Source organism: Mycobacterium marinum (genome assembly GCF_003391395.1).
Classification (GTDB): Bacteria; Actinomycetota; Actinomycetes; order Mycobacteriales; family Mycobacteriaceae; genus Mycobacterium; species Mycobacterium marinum.
Genome location: NZ_CP024190.1, coordinates 1,835,381 through 1,856,767 on the forward strand (window position 1 = coordinate 1,835,381; position 21,387 = coordinate 1,856,767).

The 21,387-nt window shown below is 62.6% G+C and carries 14 protein-coding genes; 10 read left to right on the top strand and 4 right to left on the bottom strand.

The window, feature by feature from the left end; genetic code table 11:
• Positions 1-11: 11 nt before the first annotated feature.
• Positions 12-1,490, bottom strand: a complete 1,479-nt coding sequence (locus CCUG20998_RS07725) for a cytochrome P450 (RefSeq protein ID WP_020728118.1) — start codon at positions 1,488-1,490, stop codon at positions 12-14.
• A gap of 113 nt (positions 1,491-1,603) precedes the next feature.
• Here CCUG20998_RS07725 and CCUG20998_RS07730 point away from each other — a divergent pair, with 113 nt between their 5' ends.
• Both CCUG20998_RS07730 and CCUG20998_RS07735 read left to right on the top strand, forming a co-directional pair.
• Positions 1,604-2,254 (top strand): TetR/AcrR family transcriptional regulator, encoded by a 651-nt coding sequence (locus CCUG20998_RS07730; protein WP_085979879.1) that lies wholly within the window; start codon positions 1,604-1,606, stop codon positions 2,252-2,254.
• Between the two features lie 72 nt (positions 2,255-2,326).
• A complete protein-coding gene (locus CCUG20998_RS07735; protein WP_020728119.1) occupies positions 2,327-3,202 on the top strand; it encodes an SDR family oxidoreductase in 876 nt (291 codons plus the stop codon).
• 40 nt (positions 3,203-3,242) lie between these two features.
• Here the strand turns inward: CCUG20998_RS07735 and CCUG20998_RS07740 are convergent, their stop codons facing one another.
• Positions 3,243-3,845 carry a TetR/AcrR family transcriptional regulator gene (locus CCUG20998_RS07740; protein WP_020728120.1) on the bottom strand — a complete coding sequence of 201 codons (603 nt, stop codon included), beginning with the start codon at positions 3,843-3,845 and terminating at the stop codon, positions 3,243-3,245.
• 90 nt (positions 3,846-3,935) lie between these two features.
• Here CCUG20998_RS07740 and CCUG20998_RS07745 point away from each other — a divergent pair, with 90 nt between their 5' ends.
• From CCUG20998_RS07745 to CCUG20998_RS07775, 7 genes are all read left to right on the top strand, one after another.
• A complete protein-coding gene (locus CCUG20998_RS07745) occupies positions 3,936-4,493 on the top strand; it encodes an NAD(P)H-dependent oxidoreductase (RefSeq protein WP_012393466.1) in 558 nt (185 codons plus the stop codon).
• A gap of 482 nt (positions 4,494-4,975) precedes the next feature.
• Positions 4,976-13,240, top strand: a complete 8,265-nt coding sequence (locus tag CCUG20998_RS07750; protein ID WP_116269098.1) for a PPE family protein — start codon at positions 4,976-4,978, stop codon at positions 13,238-13,240.
• A gap of 511 nt (positions 13,241-13,751) precedes the next feature.
• Entirely contained in the window at positions 13,752-13,991 is a 240-nt protein-coding gene (locus CCUG20998_RS07755) for a redoxin NrdH (protein ID WP_012393468.1), read from the top strand.
• A gap of 46 nt (positions 13,992-14,037) precedes the next feature.
• A complete protein-coding gene (gene nrdI / locus CCUG20998_RS07760) occupies positions 14,038-14,496 on the top strand; it encodes a class Ib ribonucleoside-diphosphate reductase assembly flavoprotein NrdI (RefSeq protein ID WP_020724596.1) in 459 nt (152 codons plus the stop codon).
• Entirely contained in the window at positions 14,466-16,631 is a 2,166-nt protein-coding gene (nrdE, locus tag CCUG20998_RS07765; RefSeq protein ID WP_012393470.1) for a class 1b ribonucleoside-diphosphate reductase subunit alpha, read from the top strand. The genes nrdI and nrdE overlap by 31 nt, the downstream gene beginning before the upstream one ends.
• 105 nt (positions 16,632-16,736) lie before the next feature.
• Complete coding sequence (locus CCUG20998_RS07770; protein ID WP_036455309.1) at positions 16,737-17,480, top strand: TetR/AcrR family transcriptional regulator; 744 nt, start codon at positions 16,737-16,739, stop codon at positions 17,478-17,480.
• A gap of 118 nt (positions 17,481-17,598) precedes the next feature.
• Positions 17,599-19,149 carry a flavin-containing monooxygenase gene (locus CCUG20998_RS07775; protein ID WP_020728125.1) on the top strand — a complete coding sequence of 517 codons (1,551 nt, stop codon included), beginning with the start codon at positions 17,599-17,601 and terminating at the stop codon, positions 19,147-19,149.
• Here the strand turns inward: CCUG20998_RS07775 and CCUG20998_RS07780 are convergent.
• Positions 19,139-19,678, bottom strand: a complete 540-nt coding sequence (locus CCUG20998_RS07780) for a TetR family transcriptional regulator (protein ID WP_036455776.1) — start codon at positions 19,676-19,678, stop codon at positions 19,139-19,141. The two genes, CCUG20998_RS07775 and CCUG20998_RS07780, sit on opposite strands and share 11 nt — an antisense overlap.
• Positions 19,662-20,108 (bottom strand): SRPBCC family protein, encoded by a 447-nt coding sequence (locus CCUG20998_RS07785; protein WP_036455312.1) that lies wholly within the window; start codon positions 20,106-20,108, stop codon positions 19,662-19,664. The genes CCUG20998_RS07780 and CCUG20998_RS07785 overlap by 17 nt, the downstream gene beginning before the upstream one ends.
• A 210-nt stretch (positions 20,109-20,318) precedes the next feature.
• On the opposite strand from CCUG20998_RS07785, the gene nrdF reads away from it, so the two are divergent.
• The gene (nrdF, locus tag CCUG20998_RS07790) at positions 20,319-21,293 is read left to right on the top strand and encodes a class 1b ribonucleoside-diphosphate reductase subunit beta (RefSeq protein WP_012393475.1); all 975 of its coding nucleotides are present in this window, start codon (positions 20,319-20,321) and stop codon (positions 21,291-21,293) included.
• Positions 21,294-21,387 lie beyond the last annotated feature (94 nt).

Genomic DNA, 21,387 nt, shown 5'->3' on the forward strand with positions numbered 1-21,387 from the left:
TGGGCGGGTGATCAGAGCGGGCGCAACACGATCGGCATCCCGTCCTTGGGGACGGGCATACCGCCGTAGTCCCAGCACGCACGGTAGTCCGGCCGGGCGAGCTCCAGGCGGTAGCGGCGCAGCAATCGGTGCAGGATCGTCTTGATCTCCAATTGACCGAACACCATGCCGAGGCATTTGTGCGCGCCGCCGCCAAACGGTGTGAACGCGTAGCGGTGCCGCTTGTGCTCGTTGCGCGGCTCGGCGAACCGATCCGGGTCGAATGTCATTGGATCCGTCCAGAATTCGGGCAGGCGATGGTTCATCCCCGGGTATGCGATGACGTTGGTGCCTTTGGGTAGGTAGTAGCCCAGCAGCTCCGTATCCCGCACGGTCTGCCGCATCGCCCATTGGACCGGGGTCACCAAGCGGATCGACTCGTTCATCACCAGATCGAGGGACTCCAGCTTTTCCAGCGCCTCGATGTCGAGTGGTCCGTCACCGAGGCGGTCCGATTCGTCCCGGCAGCGCTGCTGCCACTCCGGATGGGCGGCCAGGTGGTAGGCCATCGTCGTGGCCGTCGACGTCGACGTGTCATGGGCCGCCATCATCAAGAAGATCATGTGGTTGACGATGTCCTGGTCGGAGAACCGGTTGCCGTCCTCGTCGGCGGTATGGCACAGCACCGTGAGTAGGTCGTTGCCCTCCTGGCCGCGCCGTTCGGTGACCCGGGCGGCGAAGTAGTTTTCCAGAAGCTGCCTTGCCCGTATCCCTCGCCACCAGGTGAACGGTGGCACGCTGGTGCGGATCACCGCGTTGCCCGCGCGGGTCGTCGTGGTGAACGCCCGGTTCACCTTGGTCACCAGCTCGTGGTCGGTGCCCGGTTCGTGGCCCATGAAGACCATGGACGCGATGTCAAGGGTCAGCTTCTTCATCGCGGGATAGAGCAGGAAGCGCGCGTCGTTGGTGGCCCACTCTTCGGCGATGGCTCGCGATGCCACCTCGTCCATGTGCTCGACGTAGCCAACCAGCCGGGACCGGACGAATGCCTCCTGCATGATCCGGCGGTGGAACATGTGTTCTTCGAAGTCCAGCAGCATCAGCCCGCGGCGAAAGAACGGCCCGATCACCGGGACCCAGCCTTGTTGCGAATAGTCCTTGTTGCGGTTGGAGTAGATGACCTGGGCGGCGTCGGGCCCCAGGGCGACGACGGCCGGCAGCACCGGCGAGTCGCCGAATACGACCGGGCCCTTGGTTCGGTACAGGAACATCAAGTAGTCGGGTCCGCCGCGCAACATCTCGATGAGGTGCCCCAGGATAGGCAATCCTGCATCACCGACAACCGGCTTGAGGTCACTGCCCGGTGGGGGATCGGCGAGCGTGGTTTCGGGAAATTGCGTCTTGAGTAGCCAGCGCTCGACCATGCCCATGCCGGGGAAATTGTTGAACGACGGGGTCAGCCGACGCTGGGCTTGGTCGAGGAGGTATGCCGGGGTACTGATAGTGGCCACTGGCGCTCCTTCGTTGTGGCAGCCGTCACTTCCACCTATCCTCAGGACGAACTTGACGGCTGTCAAGTTTCCTTTTCGTGCGGCTTGGTGCATGGTCGGAGGGTGATCGAATGGTGAACGGCCAGGCCGCCGATGAGAAGCAGCGTGGGCCGACGTTGCGACGACGAGGCGACAAGCAGCGACAGGCGATCTTGCAGGCGGTGCGCGAACTCCTCGAGGAGCGGCCGTTCGCGGAGTTGTCGGTCGCCACGATCAGTAACCGCGCCGGCGTGGCCCGCTCAGGCTTCTACTTCTATTTCGATTCCAAGTACTCGGTGCTCGCGCAGCTCATGGCGGAGGCGGTTGAGGAACTCGAAGAGCGCACGCAGTATTTTGCGCCCCGCCAGCCCGGTGAGTCGCCGCAGGAGTTCGCCAAGCGGATGGTTGGTAGTGCGGCGATCGTCTACACGCACAACGACCCGGTGATGATGGCCTGCAATGCCGCGAGACACACCGACATTGAGATTCGCGACATCCTCGATCAGCAATTCGACGTGGTGTTGCGCGAAATTGTCGGTGTCATCGATGCCGAGATGCGGGCCGGCACCGCGAACCCGATCAGTGAAGACCTGCCGACGCTGATTCGCACGCTGACGGCCACCACCGCGCTGATGTTGACCGGGGACGCGCTGTTGGTGGGTCGCGACAGTGACTTGGAGCGCAGGGTGCGGGTGCTCGAGCAGATGTGGCTCAACGCGCTCTGGGGTGGTCCGATCCGGACCTGACGGGGCGGTCGGAAGGATCCCGGTGGTCTGGGCCGAGCGGCGCGCGCCGTTACCGCCGGTATCGTCACCGCCATGGCGCAGCGGCGGTATTTCGCGGGAAAGCGGTGTCTTGTCACGGGGGCGGCCAGCGGTATCGGCCGCGCTACCGCTTTGCGGCTTGCTGAGCAGGGCGCCGAACTGTATTTGACCGATCGCGACGGTGACGGTTTGGCGCAGACCGTGTCGGCGGCCCGCGCGCTCGGTGCGCAGGTACCCGAGCATCGTGTTCTGGATATCTCCGACTACGACGAGGTGGCCGCCTTCGCGGCCGACATCCACACCAGCCACCCCAGCATGGACGTAGTGCTCAACATCGCCGGCATTTCGGCGTGGGGGACCGTGGACCGGCTGTCACACGAACAGTGGAGCAAGATGGTCGCCGTCAATCTGATGGGTCCGATCCATGTGATCGAGACCTTCGTCCCGCCGATGGTTGCGGCTGGTCGGGGCGGGCATTTGGTCAACGTGTCCTCGGCGGCGGGGCTGGTCGCGCTGCCCTGGCACGCCGCCTACAGCGCCAGCAAGTACGGTCTGCGCGGACTGTCTGAAGTGCTGCGCTTCGACCTGGCGCGCCATCGGATCGGTGTGTCGGTCGTGGTGCCGGGTGCGGTGGACACCCCACTGGTCAATACGGTCGAAATCGCCGGCGTCGACCGCGAAGACCCGCAGGTGAACCGCTGGGTGAACCGCTTCAGCGGCCATGCCGTTTCGCCGGAAAAGGCCGCCGAGAAGATCCTGGCCGGGGTCGCCAGAAACAGGTATCTGGTCTACACCTCGGCTGATATCCGCGCGCTTTACGCGTTCAAGCGGCTCGCATGGTGGCCGTACAGCGTGGCGATGCGCCAGGTCAACGTGATCTTCACGCGCGCGCTCAAACCCAAACCGGTGGCCCTGCCGCAGCGCGAGTGACCTGTCGTCGCGCGCCTGCGTCGCAATGCTGAGCCGCTGGTCATCGGCCGCACAGCTTGCGAGCCAGGTCCTCCCATGCGTCACCGAGCGTGCGCAGGGTGTGGCCGCGATCGTTGAGCTGATGTTCGACATAGTCGACGTCGAGTAGGGCCAGCAGGGCATCGGTTTGGACATCAAGATCACCCGTGGTGTCTGCCGACTCCAAGAGCACCCGCACGTGTCTACGGTGCACCGAGGCCGCCGCGCCGTAGCGGGTCAGCGGATTGCGATTGGCTTCCGAGAGCAGCTCGTGGTGAGCGTGAACGAAGCAGATCCGCTCGCGACCGAACGCAATGAGGCGGTCCAGTGGTGCGGCGTCGGGGCCCAGCGGTGGCGGACCGAACAGGAACGCCTGCTGACTGGCGCGCTCGTCTTCGTCGAGCAGCACCATCATCAGGCCGGCGCGACTGCCGAACCGGCGAAACAGGGTGCCCTTGCCGACGCCCGCCTCGGCGGCGATGTCATCGGTGGTGACGGCTTCCGCGCCGCGCTTGGCGACCAGGCGGCGTGCCGCTTGCAGCAACAGCTCACGATTGCGCGCCGCGTCACCGCGTTCCTGGCGAGCGGATACGGGCAGCTCTCCCAGCCCCTCGACGCCGCTCACCCCAGCACTGTAGCTTGGTTGGAATAAATCGGACCATAGTCCGTTTAGATATTGCAACAATGAAGACCAACCAGTGAGGGGAACGGGCCAGTGGCACAGACAACGTCCGACATCAAAGTCTTGGCGCTAGTGGGCAGCCTGCGTGTGGCGTCTATCAACCGCCAGATCGCTCAACTCGCGGCCGACGTTGCGCCCGACGGCGTCAGCGTCACGGTCTTCGAAGGCCTGGGGGACTTGCCCTTCTACAACGAAGACATCGATACGCCCGACCAGGTGCCCGCGCCGGTATCCGCGTTACGCGAGGTGGCCGCGCAGTCCGATGCCGCGCTGGTGGTCACGCCGGAATACAACGGCAGCATCCCCGCAGTCATCAAGAATGCGATCGACTGGCTGTCCCGGCCGTTCGGCGACGGCGCGTTGAAGGACAAGCCATTGGCGGTCATCGGAGGGGCCTTCGGCCGGTACGGCGGGGTATGGGCACATGACGACACCCGCAAATCATTTGGCATCGCCGGCGCTCGCGTCAGCGACGCGATCAAACTCTCGGTGCCGTTCCTGACGCTGGAGGGAAACCCGCCCGCAGACAACTCCGAGCTAACTGCGAACGTACGTGACATCATCGCCAAGCTCGCGGCCGAAGTCGGCTGACCTGGCGGTCGGTGGGATTAGCGGACTGGGCCCGCACGCCGACTCGCACCCCACCGACCGAGCCGCGCTCTAGAATCGGATTCTATTGTCCGCTAGCCACTTTGCGTGCCGCGGCCAATGTGAATGATTGTGTCAGGTGACCTCTTTTGGGTGTGGCAAGATTGCTCCCAGGGGTGGTTTCTGGAAGTCGTCCAGAGGCGGCTTCGCGGATATTCACCATCCGCGCACGGCCTGTCGTAGGGTCCTCCGCAAACCACCTCCGGCTCGGCGGCTGCCGGGTTGAGACGGGAGCGATTGCGAGGAGGCGGGGGCTTGAGATGCGCGGCCAGCAAAGCGGTCAGCAACAGGTGGCCACTTGCATCACGGCTTTGGCCGCCCGCCGAGGTGGCGCGGCGGGTGACGCGCAAGAGCGCCTCAGATCGACGCAACGCGATTAGTCTGGCCATTGGGATGGTGCCGGTCGACCACGGACCGGGTGACGAATGAATTTTGCGGTGCTGCCGCCGGAGATCAACTCGGCGCGATTATTTAGCGGCGCGGGCTCCGGGCCGGTGCTGGCTGCTGCGACCGCCTGGACCGGGTTGGCCGCCGAGTTGCGCTCGGCGGCGGCCGCGTTCTTGGCGGTGACATCGGGCCTGACGGGCGATTCGTGGCAGGGGCCGGCGGCGGCGGTGATGTCGGACGTGGCCGCTTCCTATGTCGGATGGCTGAGTGCGTCCGGGGCGCACGCCGAACAGGCGGCCGAACAGGCCAAAACCGCGGCGCACGTGTTCGAGGCCGCGCGGGCTGTGACGGTCCAGCCGGGGCTGGTGGCTGCCAACCGTGCTCAGCTCGTGTCGTTGGTCGGCTCCAACCTGTTCGGGCAAAACGCCCCGGCCATCGCAACCGCTGAAGCTCAGTATGAGCAGATGTGGGCCCAGGACGTGGTGGCGATGCTTGATTACCATGCCGGGGCCTCGTCGGTTGCCGCCGCGCTGACCCCGTTGAGCTGGCCAACCCAAACCCTGGCGGGCCTGGCGGCTCCCGCCGCGGCCCTTGGTTCGGTCGCCAGGTCGATCAGCTTCAATGTTGGCTTCGCAAACGCCGGCCAGGGAAATGTAGGCGCGGCAAATATCGGCGATTTCAATCTGGGCTTGGGCAATATCGGTTCCGGCAACGTCGGTAGCGGCAATATCGGCGGCATCAATGTGGGCTCGGGCAACCGCGGCAGCTACAACATCGGTCCGGGCAACCTGGGTGACTACAACATCGGCCTGGGGAACCTGGGTGATTCCAGTGTTGGTTTCGGCAATGCGGGTGACCACAACGTGGGTGTGGCCAATGCCGGCTTCAACAATTTCGGTTTCGCCAATACGGGCAGCAACAACATCGGGATTGGGCTCAGTGGGGATGGGCAGGTCGGGTTCGGGGCGCTGAACTCGGGCACCGGCAATATCGGGTTGTTCAACTCCGGCACCGACAACATCGGGTTGTTCAATTCGGGGACGGGCAACTTCGGGATCGGCAACTCCGGTGACTACAACACTGGCATCGGCAACGCGGGCGCCACCAACACCGGCCTGTTGAATGCGGGTCTGGTCAACACCGGTGTGGGCAACGCGGGCAACTACAACTCCGGTGGCTTCAACGCCGGGCACACCAACACCGGCAGCTTCAACTCCGGTGACTACAACACCGGCTACCTCAACCCGGGTAACTACAACACCGGTCTGGCCAACAGCGGCGACGTCAACACCGGTGCGTTCATCTCCGGCAATTACAGCAACGGCGCCTTCTGGCGCGGCGACCACCAGGGCACCGGAATTTCTTACTCGGTCACGATCCCAGCGATTCCGATCAATATCAACGAGACTTATAGTCTGGACATACCGTTTACCGAAGACATCGGACCCAGGTCCATTGCAAGCTTTGTCATTCCCCGGCAATCGGTCACCGTGATCGGAATCGACTTGCTGTATCTGGGCCCGATCACCATCCCGCAGATCAACATTACGGGCCCCGTACTTTCCTTCGAAATCGGTCCTGCCACATTGCGCCTGCATGCCACCGGTGAAATTGGGCCCGTCGAGGTTCCGATCATCGACATACCGGCCACACCAGGTTTTGGAAATACAACAACCAACCCGTCTTCGGGTTTTTTCAATTCCGGCGACGGTAGCGTCTCGGGGTTCGGCAATTTCGCCGCGCGCACTTCGGGCTTTCTCAATGTTGGGTCCGGAAGTTCGGGTGTGCAGAACCTGGGTGCGCTGCAGTCGGGCTTGGCCAACCTGGGGGACACGGTCTCGGGTGCGTTCAACACCGGTCTGGGCGTGCCGGCGCATGTCTCGGGTGTGGGCAATGTGGGCAGTGAGCTGGCGGGATTCTTCCGCGACGCTGCGGTCCAGGCACCGTTCAATCTGGGCTTGGGCAATATCGGTTTCGGCAATGTGGGTAGCGCCAATGTGGGCAGCTTCAATGTGGGCTCGGCCAACATGGGCGACTACAACATCGGTCCGGGCAACCTGGGTGACTACAACGTGGGCCTGGGGAATCTGGGTGATTCCAGTGTTGGCTTTGCCAATGCGGGTGACCTCAACGTGGGTGTGGCCAATGCCGGCAGCAATAACTTCGGATTGGCCAACACCGGCAGCAACAACATCGGGATTGGGCTCAGTGGGGATGGGCAGGTCGGGTTCGGGGCGCTGAACTCGGGCACCGGCAACATCGGGTTGTTCAACTCCGGCACCGACAACATCGGGCTGTTCAATTCGGGGACGGGCAACTTCGGGATCGGCAACTCCGGTGACTACAACACCGGCATCGGCAACGCGGGCGCCACCAACACTGGCCTGTTGAATGCGGGCCTGGTCAACACCGGTGTGAGTAACGCGGGCAACTACAACTCGGGCGGCTTCAACGCCGGGCACACCAACACCGGCAGCTTCAACTCCGGTGACTACAACACCGGCTACCTCAACCCGGGTAACTACAACACCGGTCTGGCCAACAGCGGCGACGTCAACACCGGCGCGTTCATCTCCGGCGACTACAGCAACGGCGCCTTCTGGCGCGGCGACCACCAAGGGCTAGCCGATATTTCCTACGGCATCACCATTCCCGAAATCCCCGCCCACATCGAGGGCACAATACCGCTGGCCGTACCAGTCACCATGACCAGCACCAACACCGTCATTCATGCGGTGACCATCCCGGTATTCGATGCCGGTTTCCTTGGAATACCGATCGATGCAGGCCCTGTCACGATCCCGGCGATCGTGATTACCGGTCCCACCTTGACCGGAATCATCGGCAGTCCAACGAGCGCGATAAACATCAACACCGGTCAGCACGTGGGACCGATCAGGCTGTCGTTCCTCGATATCCCGGCGGCGCCAGGTTTCGGGAACTCGACGACCAACCCGTCGTCGGGCTTTTTCAATTTGGGCCAGGGCACCGTATCGGGGTTTGGCAATCTTGGCGCGCGTACTTCGGGCTTTCTCAATGTTGGGTCCGGCATCTCGGGGGTGCAGAATGTGGGCGCGCTGCAGTCGGGCTTGGCCAACCTGGGGGACACGGTCTCGGGTGCGTTCAACACCGGTCTGGGCGTGCCGGCGCATGTCTCGGGTGTGGGCAATGCCGGCAGTGAGCTGGCGGGATTCTTCCGCGACGTCACCGGGCACGCGCGGTTCAATCTGGGCTTGGGCAATATCGGTTCCGGCAATGTCGGTAGCGGCAATATCGGCGGTGCCAATGTGGGCTCGGGCAACATCGGCGACTACAACATCGGTCCGGGCAACCTGGGTGACTACAACATCGGCCTGGGGAACCTGGGTGACTCGAGTATTGGCTTTGCCAATGCGGGTGACCACAACCTGGGTGTGGCCAATGCCGGCTTCAACAATTTCGGTTTCGCCAATACGGGCAGCAACAACATCGGGATTGGGCTCAGTGGGGATGGGCAGGTCGGGTTCGGGGCGCTGAACTCGGGCACCGGCAATATCGGGTTGTTCAACTCCGGCACCGACAACATCGGGTTGTTCAATTCGGGGACGGGCAACTTCGGGATCGGCAACTCCGGTGACTACAACACTGGCATCGGCAACGCGGGCGCCACCAACACCGGCCTGTTGAATGCGGGTCTGGTCAACACCGGTGTGGGCAACGCGGGCAACTACAACTCCGGCGGCTTCAACGCCGGGCACACCAACACCGGCAGCTTCAACTCCGGTGACTACAACACCGGCTATCTCAACCCGGGTAACTACAACACCGGTCTGGCCAACAGCGGCGACGTCAACACCGGTGCGTTCATCTCCGGCGACTACAGCAACGGCGCCTTCTGGCGCGGCGACCACCAAGGACTGGTCGGCTTCTCCTACGCGATCAACATCCCCGAAACCCCAGGCCACGCCGAAATAAGCATTCCGATCGATATACCGATCAATGGCACGATTGGTGACATCAACACCCCGCGGGTCCGAATTCCCGAATTCCCACTCAACGTCTATGTCTTCACTCCCATACACGTCGGCGACGTCGGCCCAATAGTCCTTCCGCCGATTCGGATAACCGGACCAACGCTGACCGGAAACATCGGTGGTCCAACCACCTCGATCGACATCGGTATCGGCGGGACCCTGGGGCCGGCCAAGATCACGATCATCGATATCCCGGCGGCGCCAGGTTTCGGGAACTCGACGACGAGCCCGTCGTCGGGCTTTTTCAATTCCGGCGACGGTAGCGTCTCGGGGTTCGGCAATTTCGGCGATCACACCTCGGGCTTGGTGAATTTCGGTTCCGGAAATTCGGGTGCGCAGAATGCGGGCGCGCTGCAGTCGGGCTTGGCCAACCTGGGGGACACGGTCTCGGGTGCGTTCAACACCGGTCTGGGCGTGCCGGCGCATGTCTCGGGTGTGGGCAATCTGGGCAGTGAGCTGGCGGGATTCTTCCGCGACGTCACCGGGCACGCGCGGTTCAATCTGGGCTTGGGCAATATCGGTTTCGGCAATGTGGGTAGCGCCAATGCGGGCAACTTCAATGTGGGCTCGGGCAACATCGGCGACTACAACATCGGTCCGGGCAACCTGGGTGACTACAACATCGGCCTGGGGAACCTGGGTGACTCGAGTATTGGCTTTGCCAATGCGGGTGACCACAACCTGGGTGTGGCCAATGCCGGCTTCAACAATTTCGGTTTCGCCAATACGGGCAGCAACAACATCGGGATTGGGCTCAGTGGGGATGGGCAGGTCGGGTTCGGGGCGCTGAACTCGGGCACCGGCAATATCGGGTTGTTCAACTCCGGCACCGACAACATCGGGTTGTTCAATTCGGGGACGGGCAACTTCGGGCTCGGCAACTCCGGTGACTACAACACTGGCATCGGCAACGCGGGCGCCACCAACACCGGCCTGTTGAATGCGGGTCTGGTCAACACCGGTGTGGGCAACGCGGGCAACTACAACTCCGGTGGCTTCAACGCCGGGCACACCAACACCGGCAGCTTCAACTCCGGTGACTACAACACCGGCTACCTCAACCCGGGTAACTACAACACCGGTCTGGCCAACAGCGGCGACGTTAACACCGGTGCGTTTATCTCCGGCGACTACAGCAACGGCGCCTTCTGGCGCGGCGACCACCAAGGACTGGTCGGCTTCTCCTACGGTTTCACCATCCCGGCACTGCCCGCACAGCTCGAAGCGCAGATACCGGTCAACATCCCCGCCACCGCCACCGCCGGCGATACGACCATCCACTCGGCCACGTTCCCCGCAATTCACTTCGACACTTTCGGACTACTTCCGCAATCGAACGGTACTTTCGGGCCCGTTACCCTGCCGGACATCACCCTCAGCGGCCCTGCCTTCTCATTGCTCATGGGTGGACCCGACACTGTTGTCGGCATCAAAGCCGGCGGGGTCGCCGGCCCCGTAACGTTCTCGTTTATCGATATTCCGGCGGCTCCGGGTTTCGGGAACACCACGGCGACCCAATCGTCGGGATTCTTCAATTCCGGTGCAGGCAGTGCCTCTGGATTCGGCAACTCCGGCGCCGATAACTCGGGATTGCTGAATCTGGCCTTCGGAAGTTCGGGCTATCAGAATGTCGGTGCGCTGCAATCGGGAATCGCCAACCTGGGTAACACCATGTCGGGCGTGTACAACACTGGCCTTGCGGTGCCCGCCCACGTCTCGGGCATCGGAAACATCGGCCACAACCTCGCCGGCCTGCTACGCGGGACCGCAGGCCAGGTCCCCGTCAACGTGGGCTTCGCCAACAACGGCGCCGGCAACGTCGGATTCGGCAACGTCGGTTTCGGCAACGTCGGTAGCGGCAATATCGGCAGCTTCAATGTGGGCTCGGGCAATATCGGCGACTACAACATCGGTCCGGGCAACCTGGGTGACTACAACATCGGCCTGGGGAACCTGGGTGACTCGAGTATTGGTTTCGGCAATGCGGGTGACCACAACGTGGGTGTGGGTAATGCCGGCTTCAACAATTTCGGTTTCGCCAATACGGGCAGCAACAACATCGGGATTGGGCTCAGCGGGGATGGGCAGGTCGGGTTCGGGGCGCTGAACTCGGGCACCGGCAACATCGGGTTGTTCAACTCCGGGACCGACAACATCGGGTTGTTCAATTCGGGGACGGGCAACTTCGGGATCGGCAACTCCGGTGACTACAACACCGGCATCGGCAACGCGGGCGCCACCAACACCGGCCTGTTGAATGCGGGTCTGGTCAACACCGGTGTGGGCAACGCGGGCAACTACAACTCCGGCGGCTTCAACACGGGCAGCACCAACACCGGCAGTTTCAACCCGGGCGACTACAACACCGGCGGGCTTAACCAGGGTGACTACAACACCGGTTACCTCAACTCGGGTGACTACAACACCGGTTTTGTCAATGCCGGTGACGTCAACACGGGCGCATTCATCTCCGGAAATTACAGCAACGGATTCTTCGCCAGAGGCGATTATCAGAACTTGATCGGTTGGTCCTACTCGATCACGGTGTCCGAGTTCCCCGCATACGGCACCCTCGATATTCCCGTGTACATACCATTCACCGGCGCCATCGGACCCATCACCATACAAGAGTTCACGATTCCCAGTTTGCCCCTGGATGCGTTGGTATATATCAACGGAACCCCCATCCCGATTTTCTATGATTTTGGCCCGATCACCGTCGATGAGACCACCACCGACCCCATTGCGCTGAATTTTGTTTGGGATCAGCTCTATCACTACGAAGTGGGTCCCAGAACGTTCGGTCCCTACGAAATTCCGCTGTTCAGCTTCCCCGGCCCCGGATTCGCCAACTCGACCACCAGCCCCTCGTCGGGCTTCTTCAACTCCGGAACCGGTCCTACCTCGGGCTTCTTCAACTCCGGTGCGGGCAGCCTCTCGGGTCTGATCAACCTCGGAGCCAATAACTCCGGCTTCGCAAACACCGGTATCGGCGGCCTCGGAAACTCCGGCTTCATCAACGATGGCGCACTGCAGTCCGGCATGGCCAACGTGGGCAATACCATATCTGGCATATACAACTCGACCACGCTGGATCCGACAGCGGTGGCCAATGTTTCGGGTATTGCAAATACGGGCGTCGACCTAGCCGGCGTGTTCCGCGGGGCCAGCAGGATTCATAACTTGGGCTTCGCGAACCTTGGGTTTGCAAACCTGGGTAGCGCAAACATCGGCGACCTCAACCTGGGCGGCGCAAACTTCGGCAGTGCAAACATTGGCAGCGGAAACATCGGTTTCGGCAACGTCGGTGGCGGCAATGTGGGCAGCTTCAACCTTGGCTTCGGGAACCTGGGCGACCACAACATCGGTCCGGGCAACCTGGGTGACTACAACATCGGCCTGGGCAACCTGGGTGACTCGAATGTTGGTTTCGGCAATGCGGGTGACCACAACGTGGGTGTGGGCAATGCCGGCTTCAACAATTTCGGTTTCGCCAATACGGGCAGCAACAACATCGGGATTGGGCTCAGCGGGGATGGGCAGGTCGGGTTCGGGGCGCTGAACTCGGGCACCGGCAACATCGGGTTGTTCAACTCGGGCACCGGCAACATCGGGTTGTTCAACTCGGGCACCGGCAACATCGGGTTGTTCAACTCGGGCACCGGCAGCTTCGGGATCGGCAACTCCGGGAACTACAACACCGGCATCGGCAACGCGGGGGCCACCAACACCGGCCTGTTCAACACGGGCCTGGTCAACACCGGTGTGGGCAACGCGGGCAACTACAACTCCGGTGGATTCAACACGGGCAGCACCAACACCGGCAGCTTCAACTCCGGTGATCACAACACCGGTTACCTCAACTCGGGCGACTACAACACCGGCCTGGCCAACAGCGGCGACGTCAACACCGGCGCGTTCATTTCCGGCAACTACAGCAACGGCTTCTTCGTCGATGGCGACCACCAAGGTCTGATCGACGGGACTCCGGGCTTCTTCAACTCGACCACCAACCCATCGTCTGGTCTGCTCAACTCGGGGGAGGGCAGCGAGTCCGGGGTGGGCAACTACGGCGTCGGCAATTCAGGCTTCCTGAACTTCGCCTCGGTTACCGGTGCGGGCAGCTCCGGCCTACTCAATGTCGGCGCACTGCAGTCGGGCATCTTGAACCTGGGCAGTACTATCTCCGGGTTCGGCAACACGGGCTCGGTGACGCCGGCCTTTGTCTCCGGGGTCGCCAACGCCGGAACCAGACTCTCCGGCTTCTTCTTCAGGGGGACCGGTCCGTAGTCGCACGTAGCGCGGCCGGCGTTTGCGCCGGTGGCCCGGGCGCCAGGGGCTACGAGCGCAGCGCCGCCGGGCGGCACATCGGCGCGTTTGCTGCTGGTCGGCTCGGTGCGACTGGACCGCGCCGCTGTCGGTGGTCGGTGGTACACCATTCGTGGACGACGCGGCCGGCGGGTTTGTGATCTGCGACACGCCGTGTCGACGTCCGACACAGCCTTACGACCAGGGAATTTCAAAAATGTCATTCCGAACATCTTGTACCTCTTCTCGTTGTCACCCCCTAGGTGTAGTGTTTCGAGGACCGACAGAACCCAGGTTCACCGGTTCCCAGCAGATTCACGGGATTCGAGGAACTTCCCGGGATCGGCATCGCCAGGTCGACGGACATGGCGGCCGCGCAACGGGAATTTGGGGGCTTGCCGGGCCGCTGAAACATAGCGAAGACGCACAACCCAAATCGTTGCCAGTCCCAACAGGCCAGACTCCCCGACTTCCGCAAAGGAGCGGTACACCCATGACCATCACCGTGTACACCAAGCCCGCATGCGTGCAGTGCAGCGCCACCTACAAGGCACTGGACAAGCAGGGCATCGACTACGACAAGGTCGACATCAGCCTGGACCCGGAGGCGCGCGACTACGTGATGGCGCTGGGCTACCTGCAGGCGCCCGTCGTGGTGGCCGGCGACGACCACTGGTCCGGTTTTCGGCCCGACCGCATCAAGGCGCTCGCCAAGTCGGCGCTGAGCGCATAGCGGCGCCCGGCGCACAGCGGGGCAGACGATAGCGAAGGAGGCTGTGGTGGAGCCGTGCAACCTGGTCTATTTCTCCAGCGTCTCGGAGAACACCCACCGCTTCGTGCAGAAGCTAGGTCTTCCCGCCACGCGGATACCCCTGCACGGCCGTATCGAGGTCGACGAGCCGTACGTGCTGATACTGCCCACCTACGGGGGCGGCCGGGCTAACCCGGACCTCGATCTGGGCTCCAACGCCGGCGGCTATGTCCCCAAACAGGTCATCGCCTTTTTGAACAACGAACACAACCGATCGCTGATCCGGGGCGTGATCGCCGCCGGCAACAACAACTTCGGTGCCGAATTCGCCTATGCGGGCAACGTGGTGTCCCGCAAATGCGGTGTTCCGTATCTCTACCGCTTCGAACTGATGGGTACCGCGGACGACGTCGCCGCCGTCCGCGCGGGACTTGCCGATTTCTGGAAGGAACAGACGTGTCACCAACCGTCACTGCAGAGCCTGTAACCACCAGCGCGCACGCGCTGCCCGGGGAAACGGACTACCACGCGCTCAACGCGATGCTGAATCTGTACGACGCGGACGGCAAGATTCAGTTCGACAGGGACGTTCTTGCCGCACGTCAGTTTTTCCTGCAGCACGTCAACCAGAACACGGTCTTCTTCCACAACCAGGACGAGAAGCTCGACTATCTGATCCGCGAGAACTACTACGAGCGTGAGGTGCTCGATCAGTACTCGCGCAACTTCGTCAAGACGCTGCTCGATCGCGCCTACGCAAAGAAGTTCCGGTTCCCGACGTTCTTGGGGGCGTTCAAGTACTACACCTCCTACACGTTGAAGACCTTCGACGGCAAGCGTTACCTGGAACGCTTCGAGGACCGCGTGGTCATGGTGGCGCTGACGCTGGCCTCCGGTGATGCGACGTTGGCCGAGAAGCTCGTCGACGAAATCATCGACGGTCGGTTCCAGCCGGCGACGCCGACCTTTTTGAACTCCGGAAAGAAGCAGCGCGGCGAGCCGGTGAGCTGCTTTCTGCTGCGCATCGAGGACAACATGGAGTCGATCGGACGATCGATCAACTCCGCGTTGCAGCTATCCAAGCGGGGTGGGGGAGTAGCGCTGCTGCTGACCAACATTCGCGAGCATGGTGCGCCGATCAAAAACATCGAGAATCAGTCGTCGGGCGTCATCCCGATCATGAAGCTGCTCGAGGACTCGTTCTCCTACGCCAACCAGCTGGGGGCGCGTCAGGGTGCCGGCGCGGTGTACCTGCACGCGCACCATCCCGACATCTACCGCTTCCTGGACACCAAGCGCGAGAACGCCGACGAGAAGATCCGGATCAAGACCCTGAGCCTGGGGGTGGTGATCCCGGACATCACCTTCGAGTTGGCCAAGCGCAACGACGACATGTACCTCTTCTCGCCCTACGACGTCGAACGCGTCTACGGTGTGCCGTTCGCCGACATCTCGGTGACCGAGAAGTACTACGAGATGGTCGACGACTCGCGCATCCGCAAGACCAAGATCAAAGCGCGAGAGTTCTTTCAGACGCTGGCCGAGCTGCAGTTCGAGTCCGGCTACCCCTACATCATGTTCGAAGACACGGTGAACCGGGCCAACCCCATTGAGGGCAAGATCACCCACAGCAACTTGTGCTCGGAGATCCTGCAGGTGTCCACGCCGTCGTTGTTCAACGACGACTTGTCGTATGCCAAGGTGGGCAAGGACATTTCCTGCAACCTGGGCTCATTGAACATCGCCAGGACCATGGATTCCCCGGACTTCGCCCAGACCATCGAGGTGGCGATCCGGGCGCTGACGGCGGTCAGCGACCAGACGCACATCACCTCGGTGCCCTCAATCGAGCAGGGGAACAACGACTCCCACGCCATCGGTCTGGGACAGATGAACCTGCACGGCTACCTGGCCCGCGAACACATCTTCTACGGCTCCGAAGAAGGCGTTGACTTCACCAACATCTACTTCTATGCGGTGCTCTACCACGCGCTGCGGGCGTCCAACCGAATCGCGGTCGAACGCGGCACGCGCTTCAAGGGTTTCGACCAATCCAAGTACGCATCGGGGGAGTTCTTCGACAAGTACACCGAACGGGTTTGGGAGCCGAAAACCGAGAAGGTGCGCCAGCTCTTCGCCGACGCGGGCATCCGCATTCCCAACCAGGACGACTGGCAGCGGTTGAAGGAGTCCGTGCAAGCTCACGGCATCTACAACCAGAACCTGCAAGCGGTGCCGCCGACCGGGTCGATTTCCTACATCAACCACTCGACCTCGTCGATCCACCCCATCGTCTCCAAGGTCGAGATCCGCAAAGAAGGCAAGATCGGTCGCGTCTACTACCCGGCGCCCTACATGACCAACGAGAACCTGGACTACTACCAGGATGCCTACGAAATCGGCTACGAGAAGATCATCGACACCTATGCGGCCGCCACTGAGCATGTGGACCAAGGGCTTTCGTTGACGTTGTTCTTCAAGGACACCGCCACCACCCGCGACGTCAACAAGGCGCAGATTTACGCCTGGCGCAAAGGGATCAAAACCCTGTACTACATCAGGCTGCGGCAGATGGCGCTGGAGGGAACCGAGGTCGCCGGCTGCGTGTCCTGCATGCTCTAGGCCCGCAGAAGGTAAGTCGACCGCGGGTTCGAGGCGTCTCGAGCCGCCCTGGCAGCATGTCATGTCTGCCCAGGTCAGCAACTGCTACACGGTAAGGTATTTGACGTGCGGAGAATAAGCCGACCCCACCCCAATGCAGACGCGGGGGTGAAAGTCGACGCACGCAGCGAACGATGGCGCGAGCACCGCAAGAAGGTCCGCAACGAGATCGTCGAAGCGGCCTTTCGCGCCATCGACCGGTTGGGGCCCGAACTCAGTGTCCGCGAAATCGCTGAGGAAGCCGGCACCGCCAAGCCCAAGATCTACCGGCACTTCACCGACAAGTCCGATCTCTTCGTCGCGATCGGGGAGCGTCTGCGCGACATGTTGTGGACGTCGATCTTCCCGTCGATCAACCTGGCCACCGACTCGGCCCGCGAGGTGATCCGGCGCAGCGTCGAAGAGTACGTCAGCCTGGTCGACAAACATCCCAACGTGCTGCGCGTGTTCATCCAGGGTCGCTTCGCGACCCAATCCGAGGCGACGGTGCGGACCCTCAACGAAGGCCGAGAGATCACGCTGACCTTCGCGGAGATGTTCAACAACGAGCTGCGCGAGATGAAGCTGAACCGTGCGGCCTTCGAACTCGCCGCCTTCGCCGCCTTCGGGTCGGCGGCGTCGGCCACCGAATGGTGGTTGGGGCCGGAACCGGACAGTCCGCGGCGCATGCCGCACGATCAGTTCGTCGCGCATCTGACCACGATCATGATGGGCGTCATCGTGGGCACCGCGGAAGCGCTCGGCATTGCGATGGACCCCGACAAGCCGATTCACGACGCGGTACCTGCGCCGACTGCCGACCGCCGTTGACATCGTTGCGGCTATCGATAACACTCGTGTTATCCGATACCGGGGGTACCGGGTATTCGCGTTCAGGTGGACGCCTATCGTCGTAACTGCGCGTACTCACACAACAGGAAAGACCGCCATGACCGATGTCGTGATCCCCAGCACAGAAACAACAGCATCCGGGGAACCGCAGGCGCCCACACCGCCAGTCAAGACCCGCGCGGTCATCATCGGCACCGGGTTCTCCGGTCTCGGCATGGCCATCGCGCTCCAACAACAAGGCGTTGACTTCGTCATCTTGGAGAAATCCGATGACGTGGGTGGAACCTGGCGTGACAACAGCTATCCAGGTTGTGCCTGCGATATCCCTTCACACCTGTACTCGTTCTCGTTCGAGCCCAAGCCGGACTGGCGCAACCCGTTCTCCTATCAACCCGAGATCTGGGACTACCTCAAAGGGGTTACCGAGAAATACGGGCTGCGCCGCTACATCGAGTTCAACTCCCTGGTCGACCGCGCCTATTGGGATGACGAAGAGTGCCGTTGGCATGTGTTCACCAGCGATGGGCGCGAATATGTCGCCCAGTTCCTCATCTCGGGGGCCGGTGCGCTGCACATTCCCTCCTTGCCCGAGATCGAGGGCCGCGACGAATTCGCGGGACCGGCGTTCCATTCGGCCGAGTGGGACCACAGCGTGGATCTGACCGGCAAGCGGGTGGCGATCATCGGCACCGGCGCCAGCGCGATCCAGATCGTCCCCGAGATCGTCGAGCAGGTCGGCGAACTGCAGCTCTACCAGCGCACCCCGCCGTGGGTGGTACCGCGTTCCAATCCGGAGATTCCGCCGGCGCTGCGCCGGGCCATGGAGAACGTTCCAGGGCTTCGCGCACTGGCGCGCCTGGGGATCTACTGGGCGCAGGAGGCGTTGGCCTTCGGCATGACCAAGCGGCCGAATGTGCTCAAAGTCGGTGAGGCCTATGCCAAGTACAACATCCGCCGGTCGGTGAAGGATCGTGAGCTGCGCCGCAAACTCACCCCGCATTACCGCATCGGCTGCAAGCGAATCCTGAACTCGTCGAGCTACTACCCGGCCGTTGCGAACCCGAAGACGCGCCTGATCACCGACCGCATCGCGCGAATCACCCGCAATGGCATCGTGACCGCCGACGGTGTCGAACATCAGGCCGACGTGATCGTGTACGCCACCGGGTTTCACGTCACCGACTCCTACACCTACGTTCAGATCAAGGGGCAGCACGGCGAGGACCTGGTCGACCGGTGGAACCGGGAGGGCATCGGCGCTCACCGCGGCATCGCCGTCGCCGATGTCCCCAACCTGTTTTTCCTGCTCGGCCCGAACACCGGATTGGGGCACAATTCGGTGGTCTTCATGATCGAGTCGCAGATCCACTACGTCGCCGATGCGATCGCCAAGTGTGACAAGCGGGGTGCCCAAGCGCTGGCTCCCACTCGGGCTGCGCAGGATCGTTTCAACGAGGAGCTGCAACGCAGGCTGGCGGGCTCGGTGTGGAACAGCGGCGGATGCAGCAGCTGGTATCTCGATGAGCACGGGCGCAACACCGTGCTCTGGTGTGGCTACACCTGGCAGTACTGGCTGGCCACTCGGTCGGTCAAACCCGAGGAGTATCAGTTCTTCAAGGCCGGCGCCAAGAGCTCGGTCAACGGCTGAGTAGTTGGGCGAAGGCCCGTGCGGCCGCGTCCACGCCGGCGTCGTCGTCGGTGGCAACGAGGTCGAGCAATAGGCCACGGATGACTGCCAGCCCGAGTCGCACCAGCGCGGGATCGGCCGACCCCTCGGTGACGGCGTTGGCCTCGGCCAGCCAGCCGTAGACCGCGCGGGGAACCATCTGAGCGAATCGCTTTTCGCCCTGCGCGGCGCGGGTGTAGCACTCGAAGAACAGACGCTCGAGCTGGCGCAGCTCGGGCCGACGCACGTCGGCCCACATCGCGGTGAAACTTTCCGCCGGGCTGGTCGGCAACTCGGGCAACAGACTCATCTGTCGACGCTCGACCTCTTCGACCACGGCCACCAGCAGATTGTCTCGAGATCCAAAGTGGTGCAGCAGCATTCGATGGCTTGTGCCGACCGCCGCCGCAACGTCGCGCAGCGATCGGTCGCCGACCCCGTGCGCGGCGAAGTCCTCGACCAGAGCGTCCAGTAGCTGTCTGCGCCGCTGAAGGTCAGGCGTGCGCGCCACGGGCACGCCCGAGTTGCTCGGCTCTGCTCTTCAGGCCGCTGGCCTCCATGTCGAGGTAGCGCTTGGTCATGCTGGTCATCAGCCGGCCGACCAGGGAGCCGAATGCGCCGCGCTGGTCGATTTGCTGGCGCACCAGCGTCCGGCCGCCGGGCAGGGGGGTGACGTCGTGGCGCGCGTACGCCAGGGCACCGGGGCCGCGCTGTTCCCATGTCCACGAGACGCCCGGATCGATCTCGGTGACCTTCCAGACGAGCTTGGTCATCCGCGGTTGCTTGATCGCGAACCGTTTGCCCACGGCGAGGCCCGGTCCATCCAGTGCGGCCAGCGAGGTCACCGAGGCGGTCCATTCGGGCCAGCGTTCAACATCGCTGAAGACCGCCCAGACGGTTTCTGGTGGCGCATCGATCTCGACACTGTGCTCGGTAATCATGTACCAAACGGTACATGATTGATCGGCTTCTGGATAGGCCCTGGTAGCGCGGCCGCCCTGGATTCCGAGCCGCTTGGTTGGCGACACGCAAACACAACTTCTTGTGTTGCGCCGCCTTGTCGGCCCCTACGGGTAGTGTTTGTGGCCTAAGCAACGCGCTGGCCAATTTGGCCCAATTTGGCCCAATCGCCCTGGAGGAGTGGAGTTCCGGTGACTGGAAATGCAAAGCTGATCGACCGCGTCTCCGCGATCAACTGGAACCGCGTCCAAGACGAGAAAGACGCCGAGGTCTGGGACCGGTTGACCGGCAACTTCTGGCTGCCCGAGAAGGTCCCGGTATCCAACGACATCCCCTCCTGGGGCACGCTGACCGCCGGTGAAAAGCAGCTGACCATGCGGGTGTTCACGGGTCTGACGATGCTGGACACGATTCAGGGCACCGTGGGTGCGGTCAGCTTGATCCCCGACGCGCTGACTCCCCACGAGGAGGCGGTGCTGACCAACATCGCGTTCATGGAGTCGGTACACGCCAAGAGCTACAGCCAGATTTTCTCCACCCTGTGCTCGACCGCCGAGATTGACGACGCGTTCCGCTGGTCGGAGGAAAACTCCAACCTGCAGCGCAAGGCGGAGATCGTGCTCGAGTACTACCGGGGCGACGACCCGCTCAAGCGCAAGGTGGCCTCCACGCTGCTGGAAAGCTTCCTGTTCTACTCGGGCTTCTACCTGCCGATGTACTGGTCGAGCCGGGCCAAGCTGACCAACACGGCCGACATGATCCGGCTGATCATCCGCGATGAGGCTGTACACGGCTACTACATCGGCTACAAGTTCCAGCGCGGGCTTGCGGCCGCCGACGAGGCCCGGCGTACCGAGCTCAAGGACTACACCTACGAGCTGCTCTTCGAGCTATATGACAACGAAGTCGAGTACACCCAGGATCTCTACGACGAGGTCGGGCTGACCGAGGATGTCAAGAAGTTCTTGCGTTACAACGCAAACAAGGCGTTGATGAACCTCGGCTACGAGGCCCTGTTCCCGCGCGATGAGACCGACGTGAACCCGGCGATCCTTTCGGCGCTGTCGCCCAATGCCGACGAGAACCACGACTTCTTCTCCGGCTCGGGGTCGAGCTACGTGATCGGCAAGGCCGTGGTCACTCAAGACGAGGACTGGGACTTCTAGGGCGCCACCAGGCGCCATCATCGGGCCCGCCATATATGTGCGGTCCGTGAACGGCCGGTGAATTGTGCACACGACAGGACCCCACGGTGGCGCT